The sequence below is a fragment of the Micromonospora sp. C95 genome (genome assembly GCF_018070465.1).
Taxonomy (GTDB): Bacteria; Actinomycetota; Actinomycetes; order Mycobacteriales; family Micromonosporaceae; genus Micromonospora.
In genome coordinates this window covers 25,068-39,686 of sequence record NZ_JAGPXT010000014.1, presented here as the reverse complement: position 1 = coordinate 39,686, position 14,619 = coordinate 25,068, and the positions used below count along the sequence as shown (strand labels likewise).

The 14,619-nt window shown below is 71.1% G+C and carries 7 protein-coding genes, 1 tRNA gene and 2 pseudogenes; 3 read left to right on the top strand and 7 right to left on the bottom strand.

Going from position 1 to position 14,619, the window contains the following annotated elements; genetic code table 11:
* Positions 1–11: 11 nt before the first annotated feature.
* From KBX00_RS17415 to KBX00_RS29360, 6 genes and pseudogenes are all read right to left on the bottom strand, one after another.
* Positions 12–2,267, bottom strand: a complete 2,256-nt coding sequence (locus KBX00_RS17415) for a transglutaminaseTgpA domain-containing protein (protein WP_210828242.1) — start codon at positions 2,265–2,267, stop codon at positions 12–14.
* Positions 2,261–2,563: pseudogene (locus tag KBX00_RS29855) on the bottom strand (DUF58 domain-containing protein); the annotation flags it as partial. The gene KBX00_RS17415 and the pseudogene KBX00_RS29855, both read right to left, overlap by 7 nt.
* A 77-nt stretch (positions 2,564–2,640) precedes the next feature.
* Positions 2,641–3,472: pseudogene (locus tag KBX00_RS17410) on the bottom strand (DUF58 domain-containing protein); the annotation flags it as partial.
* Positions 3,473–3,487: 15 nt separating this feature from the next.
* Positions 3,488–4,483 (bottom strand): MoxR family ATPase, encoded by a 996-nt coding sequence (locus KBX00_RS17405; protein WP_210828238.1) that lies wholly within the window; start codon positions 4,481–4,483, stop codon positions 3,488–3,490.
* Between the two features lie 25 nt (positions 4,484–4,508).
* Complete coding sequence (locus tag KBX00_RS17400) at positions 4,509–7,127, bottom strand: fibronectin type III domain-containing protein (protein ID WP_210828237.1); 2,619 nt, start codon at positions 7,125–7,127, stop codon at positions 4,509–4,511.
* 241 nt (positions 7,128–7,368) lie between these two features.
* Complete coding sequence (locus tag KBX00_RS29360; RefSeq protein ID WP_307868789.1) at positions 7,369–9,930, bottom strand: tetratricopeptide repeat protein; 2,562 nt, start codon at positions 9,928–9,930, stop codon at positions 7,369–7,371.
* A gap of 201 nt (positions 9,931–10,131) precedes the next feature.
* Here KBX00_RS29360 and KBX00_RS17385 point away from each other — a divergent pair.
* Positions 10,132–10,215: transfer RNA gene (locus KBX00_RS17385), tRNA-Leu, on the top strand.
* Here the strand turns inward: KBX00_RS17385 and KBX00_RS17380 are convergent.
* The gene (locus tag KBX00_RS17380; RefSeq protein ID WP_301548131.1) at positions 10,197–11,321 is read right to left on the bottom strand and encodes a recombinase family protein; all 1,125 of its coding nucleotides are present in this window, start codon (positions 11,319–11,321) and stop codon (positions 10,197–10,199) included. The two genes, KBX00_RS17385 and KBX00_RS17380, sit on opposite strands and share 19 nt — an antisense overlap.
* Between KBX00_RS17380 and KBX00_RS17375 the strand changes: the two genes are divergently transcribed.
* Complete coding sequence (locus KBX00_RS17375; RefSeq protein ID WP_210828236.1) at positions 11,306–13,750, top strand: AAA domain-containing protein; 2,445 nt, start codon at positions 11,306–11,308, stop codon at positions 13,748–13,750. The genes KBX00_RS17380 and KBX00_RS17375 overlap by 16 nt on opposite strands.
* 9 nt (positions 13,751–13,759) lie before the next feature.
* Positions 13,760–14,578 carry a hypothetical protein gene (locus KBX00_RS17370; RefSeq protein ID WP_210828235.1) on the top strand — a complete coding sequence of 273 codons (819 nt, stop codon included), beginning with the start codon at positions 13,760–13,762 and terminating at the stop codon, positions 14,576–14,578.
* Positions 14,579–14,619 lie beyond the last annotated feature (41 nt).

Here is a 14,619-nt window from a genome sequence, read left to right as displayed (position 1 = left end):
CGGGGCAAGCCTCAGCGGCGCCAGCGCAGCGGGCCGGGATGCACCGACCAAAGCAGTCGCCGCCAGCGGGGACGAGCTGCTCGCACCGCCGCCGTGTAGACGGTGGCCGCCGCGGCGGCGGCAGCGGCCTGCTCCTCGTCGGCCGTGCCGGGCGCGAAGCTGACCTGATTGACCAGCCGGGCCAGCTCGTCGACGGCCCCGTACGTCGCTGCCGGCGGCTGAGCACCGGGCAGGGCCTGTCGGGCCCGTGCGGCGACCTCGGTGGCGGACAGGTCGGCGGCGACCGGTTGGCCAGCCAGTCGCAGCGCGTCGGTCAGCTCCCGCCAGGCGCCGGCGATGCGGTGCGTGGGGTCACCCCGGTGCAACCGGGCCCGGGTCTGTGCCCGGCGCAGCCCGGCGAGGGCGGCCAGCAGCGCCACGACGACGAGCAGCAGGCCACCGCCGGTACCGCCGACCAGCACCGGTGTCGATACACCTCCACTGTCCGTGGGGTCACCGGGTGCGCCCTGCGCCGGTGGGGAGGCGGTCGGCTCCAGGGTGGGTTCCGGCTGCTCCGACGGCGGCGGGTCCTCCGGCTGGGGACGGAAGTCCTCCTCCACCGGGCGGGGCTCCTCGTCCGGTCGGGGCAGCGGGTCGAACGCCACCCAGCCGAGGCCGTCGAAGAGCACCTCCGGCCAGGCGTGCGCGTCGGCGGCCCGCACCGGACCCGATGCGGGAGCGGCGAAGCCGACCACCACCCGGGTCGGCAGCCCGGCGAGCCGGCCCAGCACCGCGAACGACGCGGCGAACTGTTCGGACGTGCCGCGCTGCCCGCCGCCGTTGCGCGGCCCGAACAGGAAGAAGGCCAGATTCGGGTAGGCGTGACCGCTCGGCGCGTCGGCGACCAGCCGGTAGTGCTCGGCCAGCCACTGCTCGATCGCCGCCGCCCGCGCGTACGGGGCGCCGTTCTCCTCGGCCAGTTGGGTCGCCAGCCGCCGCAACTGCTCGGGTGTCCCGTCGGGCACGTGCAGCACCCGGGCCACCGCGTCGCCGGCCGGGGTGTTCGCGGTGGCCAGCAGGTTGGTGTCGGGGCGCTCCCGGGTCGAGGTCACCGTGTAGCGCAGGCCGGGGGTGAGACCCTCGGGCCGGATCAGCGTGCCGGTGCCCGGGTCGTAGGCGACCCGGGCACCGCTGACCTCGCGTGGGGTCGGCACCGCGGGCAGCAGCCGTCCACTGAGGTCACCCACGGTGATCTCCTGGCGGACGGTTTCGACGGTGGCCTGCGGTGCCGGTTCCGTGATCGGCAGGATCCGGCCGGCGTTGCGGTAGGTGGCGCCCACCCGCCAGGTGACCCCGTCGTAGTCGCTGAGCACCGCCAGCCGGATCCGCACGCCGGCACCGCTCGACGCGGCAGCCTCGGCCGGGCCCGTCGGGCCGGCGCCACCGGGCCTGTCGGTCGCCACCTGGAACAGTTCCTGCTCCGGATTCAACGCCCAGCCGGAGATCCGGATCAGCGGGTTCTCGTCAAGCGTCTCCACCTGCGGCGGTTCCACGTAGCGGCGGGGATCGACCGGTCGGCTGTCGACCAGGGCGGCCACCGTCGGGCCGAGCAGCGCCGCCAGCGCAACCACCACCGCCGTACCGGCGGCCGAGGCCACCGCCAGCCGGGCCCGCACCCCGGACCGCACCGCCGGGGCGAGCCCGGCGGCGAGGTCACCGTCCGCCGGTCGGGACGACACCGCCAACCCCAGCGCGGCCGTCACCACAAACGCCACGGTCGCCGCGATCGCCGGCTCCGCGTTGGGCCCGACCACGTACACCGCACCGGCGTGCAGCAGCACCGGCGGCAGGTAGCCCAGCAGCACCCGCCCGGCCCGCAGCGCCACCTCCGCGCCGGCCAGCCCGGCCAGCCAGGCGGCGACCACCGGCAGCAGGACCGTGTCCGGTGTGGCCTGCACCGGGATCATCGCGGTCAACAGCCGGGGAATGGCGTTGCCGGCGGCGTCGCCGGCCACCTCGACGAAGCCGCCCGGCAACTGCGCGTCGGCGGCGGCCACCCGCAGGCAGACCGCCGTCCACCCGAGCATGGCCAGCACCGACACCGGCGCGACCACCCAGGACGGTAGCCGCCGAGTCACGACGCTGACCAGCACCGACCCGACCGCCGCGCCGGCCACCAGCATCGTCAACAGCGATCCCGCGTACACCCGGCCGAGCACCACCCCGGCCAACGTGACCAGCACGACGAGCGTCGCCGGCACCGTCACCGCCCGCAGCAGCCTCACCATCGGCGTACCCCGTCCCACTCGGCGGCGAAGGCCGCCCCGTCGGCCGCGTCGACGACGACCAGGCCGGCCGCGCCCGGCGGCGTCGGCTCCGCCGCCCCGAAGATCCCGACCACCACCGACGGGTACGCGCCGCGCAGCGCGCCCACGTGCCCCAGGTCCCCGGTCGCGCCCGGTCCGGTGAGTACGACCAGGGTGTCGCCGAGCCGGTCGCGGCGCAGCCGCGCCGCCGCGGCCTCCAGCGTGCCCTCGCCGGTCAGGGCCACCGCCGCCAACCGGTCCAACGGCCCGACAGGGCCGGTACCCGACCCGTCGCCGGCCACGACGTCACCGGACCCGCCGCCCGTACCGCGGTCGCCCGATCCGGCGGACGTGTCCTCGGCGGCGACGAACAGCAGCACCACCGGCAGGTCCTCGCGGACCGCGGCGGTGACCACCGACGCCGCCGCCTCACAGGCCGACTCGAACGAATCCGCCACCCCGCCGACCCGGACCGGATGCGCGAGCGCCCGGTTGTCCAACAACACCACGATCCGGGGCAGACTGGTGTCCACGTTCTCCCGCACCATCAGCTCACCCACCCGAGCGCTGGTACGCCAGTGCACCCGCCGCAACTCGTCGCCGACGACGTACTCCCGCAACGAGTCGAAGGTGATCGAACCGTGCGGCACCGCGTCGACCCGCCCGTCGAGACTGCGTCCCGCGCCGGTGGGCACCGCCCGCAGCGGATGGATCCTCGGGTGCACCCACACCGGCACCACGTCGCCGTAGGAACGGGCCAGCACCACCAGGCCGAGCGGGTCGCGGCGGGTCACCCGCAGCGGCCCGACCGGCACCACTCCGCGTCGGCTCGTCGGCACCGGGTAGCTGACCGTGGTGTCCGCGCCGGGCCGCAACCGCAGCACCGGCACCGGCACCACTTGGTCACCGCAGCGGTCGGTGGCCAGCATGCTCGCCGCCCCCGTCCGGCCCGCGTTGCGTACGGTCAACGTCATCGTGGCCGGCTCGCCCCGGGCCACCCGGTCCGGTTCGGCCTGCCGGGACACCAGCAGCCGGGGCCGCCGGGCCGCGGCGACCAGGGCGACCGCCAGCGCGGTGCCGGCCGCCGCGCCGAGCAGCGTCAACTCCGGGTACCCGAACCGGAAACCCGCTCCCAGCAGCAGCCCGGCCGCCACGAGCAGCCCGATGCCCCGGGCGGTGATCCCCACGACAGACCTCGCCGGTCAGGGGTGCGCCGGGGCCGGCTGGCCCGACGGCAGCGGCACCGGCACCGAGGCGACCGCCTGCCGCAGCACGTCCGCGGCGGTCACCCCGCGCACCTGCGCGTCGGGAGTGAGCAGCAGCCGGTGCGCGAAGACCGGCTCGGTGAGCGTCTTCAGATCCTCCGGCATGATCCAGCCCCGGCCGTCGATAAGCGCGTACGCGCACGCCGCCCGGGTCAACGCGATCACCCCGCGTGGACTGACCCCGACCCGGACCTGCGGATGGGTGCGGGTGGCCGCCGCCAGCCGCACCGCGTACGCGTACAGCGGCTCGGCGATGTGCACCCGCCGGGCCATCCGGACCATCTCGCCGACGGTGGCGGTGTCGGTCACCGCCGCGAGCGCCTCGGGGGAGCGGACCGTCGCCCCGCGCAGCACCTCCACCTCCACCGACTCGTCCGGATACCCCACCGACAACTTCACCAGGAACCGGTCCAGCTGGGCCTCGGGCAGCCGGTACGTGCCGTCCATCTCCACCGGGTTCTGGGTGGCCACCACCAGGAACGGCTGCGGCACCGGGTGCCGCACCCCGTCCACGGTGACCGTCCGCTCCTCCATCACCTCCAGCAGCGCCGACTGCGTCTTCGGCGACGCCCGGTTGATCTCGTCGGCGATGACGATGTTGGCGAAGACCGGGCCGGGATGGAACTCAAAGCCCCGGGTGGCCTGGTTGAAGATGGTCACCCCGGACACGTCGGAGGGCAGCAGGTCCGGCGTGAACTGGATTCGCCGCCACTGCCCCTTCACCGTCGCCGCGATCGCCCGGGCCAACGTCGTCTTGCCCACCCCGGGCACGTCCTCCAGCAACACGTGCCCCTGAGCGAACAACGCGGTCAACGCCAGCCGCACCACCTGCGGTTTGCCGAGCACCACCGTGTTCACGTTCTCGGCCAGCCGGGCGGCCAGGGCGGCGAAGCCCTGCACCTCCTGCTGGGTGAGCGGTTCCTGGCTGTTCACGGTGGTGCTCCTCGCCCGGGTTGGATCAGCAGGTGGGCAGGACGTTGATGTCGTCCCCGCCCTCCAGGTTGAGCCAGGCCCAGGGGATGTAGTTCCGTCCGCTGTACTCGACCTGCACCCACCAGGTGCTCTGCTTGTGGTCGTTGTAGATCCAGGAGTCGATGTCCGCGCCCCGCACCTTGCAGTACGCCTTCAACCGGGTGCCCGGCTTCGCCCAGCCCTCCTGGCGATCGTTGTCCTGCCGGGGCACCGAGAAGATCTCGTTGCCGTTGCGGCCGTCCCGGTCCCGGTCGCAGTAGGTGCGCTGGTCACCGTCGGGACCGTTGTTACAGGTGGCGACGCCGAACAGGGCGTCGGTCTGCTGCGCTCTGGTGGCGGTGCCGCTGCCGGCGGCGTTGGTCGCCGTCACCGTGAACGTGTAGCTGGTGCCGGGCGCCAACCCGCTCATCGTGATGCTCGAACACGGGCCACTCTTCGCCGGCTGACCCGACCGGGACAGCGTACAACTGGCCTGACCGCCACCGGCGTCCACGGTGAACGTCACCGTCGCCGCCGTCGCGGTCGCCGACGAACCGGTCACCGTCACCCGAGGCACGGCCACCGTACGCGCCGTCGTCGTCGCCTGCGCACCCTCGCCGGCCTCGTTCACCGCCCGGACCCGCACCGTGACGTTCTGCCCGTCACCGAGCCCGCCCACCGTAGCCCGGGTGTCGGTGACCTCGCTGCGCTTGTCACCCACCTCGACCACGTAACCGGTCACCGGCCGGCCGTTGGCCACCGCCGGTGACCACTGCACCGCCACCGTTCCCGGCTGGTCGGCCACCGTGCTCGCCCGCAACTCCAGCGGCTCACCGGGAGCCGTGAACGGCACCACCGTGTTGCTCACCGGCGACGCCTCCGACGCCGCGCCCTTGTCGTTCACCGACACGACGGTGAACGCGTACTGCGTGCCGTACTCCAGCTCGCCGGCCTTCACCACCAGCTCGGTGCCGGTCGCCTCACCGACCGGAGCGTTCGTGCCCGCCGAGGTCGCCGACACCGCGTACCGGGCGATCGTGTTGCCCTGCCCGTTCGCCTCCGGCCACGTCACCGCCACCGTGCCGTCCGCCCGTGCCTCGGCGGTCACCTCGGTCGGCGCGTCCGGCACCTCCGCGGTCGGCGTCACCGGGTTGCTGTTCCGGGCCGGACCCGCGCCCTTCGCGTTCACCGCGTGCACCGAGAAGCGGTACGTCTCACCGTTGGTCAGCTCGGTGACCTCCACCGACCGCTGGTTCGCGCCGACCTCCAACCGCTGCCCGGCACCCTCCACCACGTACCGGATGATCTCGGCACCGTTGGCCGCCGCCGGCCGCCAACTCACCCTGGCCCGCGCGTCGCCCGCCGCCGCCGTCACGTTGCGCGGCGCACCCGGCTTGCTCACCTGAGGCTTCTTCGGCGGCGGAGGTGGCGGCGGAGGCTCCGGCGGCGGATCGCCACCGAGCACGTCGTTGGCGTACTTGTCGACCTCCCGCACCTGGTGCGAATCGTCGACCACCCGCGCGGTCGCCGCCTCCGGCGCGTTGATGAACAGGTAGTTCTCCCGCACCTCCAGCTCCAGCGGGCCACCCCAGCGGCCCCGGATCGTGTCGGTCAGCTGGCCCGTCGCGTCGAACGCGTACACCGTGCCCGCCGCCTCGTCCGCGCAGTAGAACCGCCCGGCCCAGGCCACCGCCGGGCCGAGCCGATCACCGTCACCCGGCACCGTGAACGACCGCACCTCACCGCCGTCGCCGATCGCGTGCACCCGCCGCTGCCCCGGCACCGTCACCGGCACCACCGGCCCGCTGGTCCGCACCGGCAGGATGCCGGGCCCGGTCAACGTCGACGCCAACGCCGTGCGTCGGGTCGTACCGTCCACGACGGTCACCAGCGCCCCGGCCGTGCGGTCCAGCACCGCCACCCCGGCGTCCAACGTGGAGACCACCAACTCGTGGCTGGCCTCCGCCACGTCGTACGACTGCACCCGCGGTTGACCCACCGGCGAGTCCGCCGCCTCCGACGGCAGCACCGCCGGAGTGATCGCCGAGACCGTGCCCTCCGCCGGCACCGCCACCCACAGACGACCCTCGCCGTCGAACGCGCCGCCGGTGATCCCCGGCGGATAGCGCACCGGCTCGCCCACCGGGGCCAGCGACCGCGGATCCAACTGCCGCACCACACCCTGCACCGCGTCCACCACGAACGCCGCGTCCTCGTGCAACGCCACACTCACCCCGAGCCCGGGAGTGGTCGGCGTGGTCGCGGTGATCTGCAACGTCGCCAGGTCCAGCGCGCTTATCTGACCGGTGTTCAGATCCCGCAGCACCAGCAGCCGGTCCGTCTGCGTCACCTGCATCGGATGCCGCCGCGCCGCCGGCACCTCCATGCGGGTGTCGACCCGGGCGGTGACCCCGTTGACCCGCGCCAACTCGCTGCGCGCGGCGCTCCACAACCATGAACTCGCGTCGTAGTTGGCCACCGCGTTGTCCGCCGAACCCAGCCCGAGCACGGTCAGCCCCATCGCCGCCAGCAGCGCCAGCACCGTACCCACGGTGACCAGACCACCGCGTACCCGGGACCGGGATCGTGGGGTGCGGGTCGGAACGGCCTCGTCGATGCTTGCCACAGCCGGCAGCCTCCCGTGTCGTCTCGGCAGGTGGCGCCCCCGTTGCGGCGACCCCTCCCCTGAGCCGGGAGCCATCATATGGTCACGCTGCGGACGCCGGGAACCCACACCGTCTGCCGGTGGACACCCAGCGTGGCGTGTCGTCGGCGTGTCCCGCCACGACTGTCGACTTGCTCCCTTCACGGCTCGGTGGCCGATCCGACCGGGACCGGTCACCCGCCCCTCAGCCGGTCGGGTCGGCCTACCGCGACGTGCACACCTGGTCGGAGGTGGCGAACTGGTCGGTGTCGTAGACCGCGAGCACCGCGAAACAGTAGTTCACCCGGGTACTCAGCCCGTTGACCGTGTAGCTGGTCCGACCCGGGTCCACCGTGGCCATCATGCCCAGCGACTGCCCGGTCCGCCCACCGGCCACCATGAACGGCACCAGCCCGTCCGACGGGTCCGTCCAGGTCAACGTGATCGTCGTGGTGTCGTCGCGCATCGTCAGGTTCCCCGGCGGCGGGCCCACCGAACCGGGCGACGGAGTCGTCGGTCCGGTCGGCGGTGTGGCCCGCCGGTCCAGGACCAGCAGACCCAACCCGATCACGGCGGCCAGGGCCACCAGGACCGCCACCACCGCCACCACAATCGCCACCCGGTTGCGCCCGGGCGTGGGCTCGCCGCTCGGCATCGCCAACGGCCCCTGGTAGGGCAGGGGGCTACCCGCAAGCCGGGCACCGGAATGACCCCAGGCCGGTGACGCGGCCGGCCCCGGATAGGGCGGCGGTGCGCCGTGACCGCCGGGCTGCGGATAGGCCGGTGAGCCGTACGGCTGGGCACCCGTACCCGGCAGCTGTTGATCATGCCGCTGCGCGGCGCCCCCCGGCCCGTACGGGTTGGATCCACCCGGGCCCTCGTACGAGCCGACACCGCTCACCGGACCGTACGGCGGTGGTCCGGGATGGGCGGCTCCGCCGGTCGGCGGGTAGCCACCCGGCCCACCGGCTGCTCCGCTGGCGGGCGGCGGATATCCGGCTGGCGGCCGGTGACCGGTTGCGCCGTCGGGCGGTATCCAGCCGGGTGGTGCACTGGTGGGGCCGGGTTGCGGCAGCGGTGCGCTCAGGTCATGCGGGCTGGCCGGTGCGGTGCCCTGCGGAGGCACGGGCGAACCCGGCGGCGCGCTGATCGGCGGCGCGCTGATCGTTGGTGCGCTCACGGGAGGTGTGCTGATCGGTGGTCCGCTGATCGGCGGTGCGCTCACGGGAGGTGCGCTGATCGGTGGTCCGCTGATCGGTGGTGCGCTGACTGGCGGCGCACTTACGGGTTGGGTCTGACCCCAGGGTGCCTCGGCGGGCGGTCCCGGCGCTGGCGGCGCACTGACCGACCAGGCCGATCCGGGCGGGGCACTGACCGGCTGCTCCTCAGCCGGCCGGCTGGTGCCCGCAGATGACCAGGCCGCGGACCCACTCACCGGTGAGGCAGCGCCATCCGCCGAGGCCGGCACGTCAGGCGTACGGCCGGCCCGTACCTCCTCCTCCAGCAGCGGCCCGATCTGCTGGACCTGGATGGTGGGCTGCGCCCACTCGGGATGCCCGGTGGAGACGGCCTCGGCAGCGGTCGACCCGACGGACCGCACCACGCCGGTCGGTTCGTCGTCCTCGACCCGCTCACGCGAAGCCCTTCCGGCCGGCGGCCGGCCGGGCGGTGCGACCGACGGTGCGCTGTGCGACGGGACCGGCACGCCGCCGGGAAGACTGGACACGGCCGCAGCCGAAACCGGCGGCACCACCGGCGCGGCCGGTGCCACAGCCGACCGGGACGGGTCCACCGCAGGCGCGACCGGACCGCCCGACTGATCGTGAAAGGCCGTCCGTGCCTGCGGCACCACCGGCGGTGGCGGAACATGTGTTGCGGGGGACAACGCTGAAACTGATGGCGGTGACACCGCTGGACCGGGCGGTGCGGCAGGTGACGGTGAGGCGGCCCGTGAATCCTGCGGTGCCACCACCGGTGGTACGGCAGGCGGCGTGACGGGCGGCGGCGGGATCTGCGGCGTCCCGGCCGGTGGTGCGGTGGGCGGCGGCGGGATCTGCGGTGGGTTGGTTGCCCCCGCACCGGCCGAGATCTGCGGTGGCCGGATCACCGCCGGCGGCGCCGGTACGGCGGGCCCGGGTGGTGAGCTGGGAGCCAGCGGAACCGTTGCCACTCCAGGGCCGCCGGAGGTCGGGTGATCTATGGCCGGCGTGGCGGGCGAAAACGGTGCTGCCGTGGCCGCGTCGTGCGGCTTCCACAGCGTGGAGAGCGCAGCCAGGGACACCGTCGGTTCGTCCAACGCGCTCCGGCCCGCCGGGCCAGGGTGAGCGGCTGCCGGGACCGCGGGCTGGGGGGCGGGAGCGGCATCGCCGAGATACTCCCGCGCCGTGCGTACCGCCGGATGGTCGACGCCGAGCACGGCGGGGCCGGCGGCGGCCACGCGGGTGTAGTTCCGGCGCGCCTCGTGGCGATTGCCCAACTCGTCCGCGACGGACCCCAGCTCGAAGGCCAACGCCAGCATCAGCGGGTCGGCATGCGGCCAGCGACGCTCCCCGGCGGCGAACGCCTCCTCCAACACCCGCCGGGCGGCGCTCGGATCATCCGCCTCCCGATGCAGCCTGGCCAGCAGGTGAGCGGTGCTGAGCACGTCCGGATGATCTCTGCTGAACGGCGGCCGAGTGGACTCGACCGCGTCGACCAGCAGGTCACGGGCGGCGGCGAGGTTACCCGCACCACGCAGCGCGAGAGCCCGTTGCTGAGCGACGGCCAGGGGGGAAGCATGGGGCACGAGGCCCATGCTGCCGGGTACGGGCACCTCGACGCTACCCGGCGACGGCCTGCCGCGACCCCCTTGCAACGACAACCAGACGAGCCCGACGCCGATGTGCATGATCCACCTGCGGGGTGTACAGTAACTCCCCGTGCAGCCCACCGGGCGGCCTACGGGTGATGAGATGACCGAGGCTGACACGGTAGGCTGGGCAGACAGGTCCGGGTGGCGGAATGGCAGACGCGCTAGCTTGAGGTGCTAGTGCCCGTATAGGGCGTGGGGGTTCAAGTCCCCCCTCGGACACGTACAGTTACCCCACAGTAATCAGCGTCAGGCTTAGCCTCGACGCTGATTTTGTTTTGGCCGGGGTTGTAGGTGAGGGCGAGTCGCAGCGCGCGGTAGACGTTGCTCTTGTCCTGGTGGTGGGCGTTCCGCAGGGTGTTGCGGAGGTCGTCGAGGCTGCCGACGAGATGCCGGATGTCGTCCTCGGTGAGGCGTCGGGGTGCTTGTGCCTGTGCTGCTGATTGGTCGCGTTGAGTGACGGCGGCGGCGCGTTGGGCGTTGACCTCGGCCATCCATGCGGCGACGGTGGCGGGGTCGCCTCCGGCGTCGGCGATGGCGCGGTATTGGAGGAGTTTGGCGTCGCATGTCGCGATGATCTTGTTGGCGGCGGTGATTTCCGGGGCAATGACGCTGGGTCCGGTGTCGGGTTGGGCGGCGTGGAGTCGGCGGATCGTGTCGGTCAGTCGGTGCGGGGTGAACGCGGTGAGCAGCCAGTTGTCGAGGGCGGGGACGATGTCTCGTTCCGCGACGTAGACGTTGCGGGGGTGCTGGACGTGGTTGGCGAGGGCGTACTCGTTGGGGTAGCGGCACCGGTAGTAGGCCATCTCGTGGGCCTGGTGGCTTTGCATTTTGCGTCCACACAGCCCGCAGAGCATGAGTCCGCGAAGAAGGTAGTGGCGGCATACCCTCCGCTGTCGGTTGCCGGTGCGGCCCCGCCCGCTGGCCGCCATGATCGTCTGAACTAGCTCGAAGTCGTTGACGGTGACGAGCGGCGGGTGGGCGATCGTGTCGGACCACACCCACGAGGTCTTGTCGTTCCATCGCATGCGGGTTTCGTAGCCGAGGGCGACGTCGTTGACGTCGAGGAGTACCTCGTCCTTGCGCTGTTTGTTCCACACTTGGCGGCCGGTGTAGCGGGGGTTGGACAGGATGTTCTTGATCGCGCTCTTGGCCCAGCCCTCGCCGGTGCGGTGCGGGTTGCGGGCGGGGTCGGCGGCTGACGGTGACGGGATGCCGTCGCGGGTGAGCGCCTCGGCGATGGCGAAGTAGCCGTTGTTGGCGAGGTACATAGCGAAGATCCGCCGAACAACTGCGGGATGTGGAGCCCCACGTGCGTGCCCTGACAGCGCTCAATGAGTGCGACATCGACCTGGGTGCCACACCTCTGACCGCAGCCCACCTCAGCCGCCTCGCCGGACAAGCCAAGCGCCTGCGCAAACACCTGGCCGGTGGCCGACGCCTACGCCGCTACCTGCCCGCACGTGCCCAACTCAACGCCACCGATCTGCTGCAACAATGCACGGTTGACGGCGCCCCGCCCGCCACCGTCTCAGAGCTGACCGCGCTGTCCACCTTCCTTCAGGCAGAAGCAGCCGTCACCACCGCCTTGGAAGCATGGGCGCAGGTCGGAGTCCCGACCCTCTACGGGCCGCTCCGCCGTCGAGTGGCGCACCTCCACGACATCTCACACAACGCCTCAGCCCTGCGTACGCTCGCCGCAGCCCGGGACACTGTCGAGCGCCTCCTACGCAGCCACGGGATCCGCTTTGCAGTTCGCAACCCGGAAGACTGGGATCTCCTCGTCCGCGTCGGCCACAACCGCACGACCATCATCAGAGCACGACAGGCATCTGAAGCCATGACTGAGCTCACCGACACGCTGCAAACATGGTGCCGTAACCCGGAAATCGCCCCCGAAGTCGCCGATCTCAGCGTCGCCCTCGGCCGCGGCGACATCGACCGATACGCCGCAGCACGCCGACAACTTGATCTAGCGAAGAACGACAAGGACTCACAACAGCTCTGCGAAGAGCTGCTCCAGAGGCTTTCTGCCGCCCACTCGACCCTCGCCAGTCAGGTCAGCGAGAACCTCGACGATCCAACCTGGGGACAGCGCCTCAACGACATCGAAGCGGCATGGGCCTGGGGCGCCGCGGCGGCCTACCACCAGATCATTCGGCCCGCAGACACCGAGCAAATTCACGAGCAGCAAATCGACGACATTGAGATGGAACTCAACCGCGTCACGACAGAGCTAGCCGGCAAACAGGCTCTGCAGCACTGCCTGGAACGCATGACCGAACGGCAGCGCCAAGCCCTGCAGTCCTACAAGACCAACATGGGCGCCTACGGCCGTGGGCAGGGCAGGAACAAGGACCGGTACCTCACCGCAGCGTTCGAGGCGATGAAGCACGCCCAGCAGGCCGTCCCCGCCTGGGTCATGCCTCTGTCGGCCGTGACCGACACCATCCCGCCGCAACCGAACGCCTTCGACGTGGTCATCGTCGATGAAGCTAGCCAAGCCAGCGTCGACAACCTTTTCCTCCTATGGCTGGCACCACGAGTCATCGTCGTCGGCGACGAAAAGCAATGCGCACCCGGCGCCAACTATCGCAACAACGATTCCGAGGCCGTCCAAGAGAGCCTGGACCGGCACCTCGCCGACATGCCACTCAACCTCCGCAACGGCTTTCTTCCCAGCTCCAACCTCTACGAACTTCTCGCCTCCCGCTTCTCCGACGTTGTTCGACTATCGGAACACTTCCGGTGCATGCCCGAGATCATCGGATGGTCCTCCGCACAGTTCTACGACAACAGACTCATCCCTCTCCGCCAATTCGGGGCCGACCGACTTGACCCCCTCAGAGTCGTGCACGTCGACGACGCGGTGGAGGAGGGGCACAGGGCAACCCTGCGCAATCAGGTCGAAGCCCACGCCATCATCGATCACGTCCAGAAGATCATCGGCGACCCGGCATACCGCAACAAGACCATCGGCATCATCGCGCTACAGAGCGGCAAACAGACACACGTCCTCGAAAAGCTGCTCTACGAGCGCGTCGACCCGGCGGACATACGCCACCGAGAAATTCGAGTCGGCCAACCACCCGATTTCCAGGGCGACGAACGCGACATCATCCTGCTGTCCATGGTCGTCACCAAGGCCAAGAAGGCCCTCACCGGCCGCACCGAGCAGCGTCGGTACAACGTTGCCGCCAGTCGCGCCCGCGACCAACTCTGGCTGTTCACGTCGGTATCCCCGGCCAGCCTCAACCCCACCGACCTCCGCCACTCCCTGCTGACCTACATGCTCCACCCGCCAGCGACTCTCACGGTCGATCCTGAGCTCGACGACGTCACCCCCGACACCCGTAATGAATCGTTCTCCTGCCTGCTACAGCAACGCGTCTTCCTGGAGCTGCGCCGCCGCGGCTACGCCGCGGTCCCGCACTACCCCGTCGACCACCGCGCCATCGACCTTGTTGTCATCGGCGACAACGGCCGGCTTGCCGTCGAGTGCGACACACCGTCGCGGAACCGAAAACCTGAGCAGGCCCAGCAGGAACTACACCGCGAGCGGGAACTACGCCGAGCTGGCTGGCAGTTCATCCGCATCCGAGACAGCGAGTACCTGCGTGACCCGGCTGCCGCCCTCGAACCACTCTGGCAGCAACTACAGCAACGAGGCATCGAACCCCGTTCGCTGCCCGCAGCCCCCCGCCAGCAGCCACGTTGGAGACCCACACGGCTGTCCGACGACGAAGACGACCTCTAGGAGACCCGCATGCTCGAAGGAATCGACGACAACACCCTCGATGAGATTGCCCGAATCGCCTGCGGCGGCGACGACTACCCCGTGTATCGCCGTGGGACTGAACTGCCCAAGCTTCTCCAACAAGCCGGCTGGGAAAACGTCCTGCCATACAACGGCGACCAGCGCCGAAGCTGGCTCACCAACCAACTCCGCCAACGTCGAAAGGCACCCGGCGCCATCGACGCGCTCGTCTGCCGCCTCGCGGACCGCCGTGAGTACATCCATCGCAACGAGCCCCTCGCCGCCGCCGAGGTCACCAACCTGCTCAACAGCATCCTCGTCATCGAGGGCTTCGAGATCGCCCACAACCAAGGGCGACCTGTCATCCGCCCTTACAAGCAGCCGGAGGACCAAGAGCAACAGGCACCAGACGTCATGCTCCACGTGGCCATGGCAGACATTGTCCGCGACGCCGACCTAGCCGTCATTCTTGAAAGCCGACTCAACGAGGCACGCATCTGCGACCGCAACGGTGCCTACGCCAGCGCAATCATCATGCTCGGCAGCCTCCTGGAAGGCGTACTCCTCGACGCCGTCAAGGCCCGCACGCCCAACTCCAAAAAAGCCCCCCACGAGTGGACCCTGCACGAGCTGATCGAGACCGCCCACCGAGAAAAGTGGATACAGGCCGACGTCCGCGGCTTCGCAGGAAAACTCCGCGAATACCGTAACCTCGTGCATCCCAACGCCCAAGTAAGAATCGGCCACGCCCCGGACCGCGACACCGTCAGCATGTGCTGGCCTGTGATCAACGCAGCCCTTAACGACCTGGCGGCCACCGCAAGGTGACAGCGAGGGTGCAGATTGCCTCCCGCACCTGTTTAGAGGAG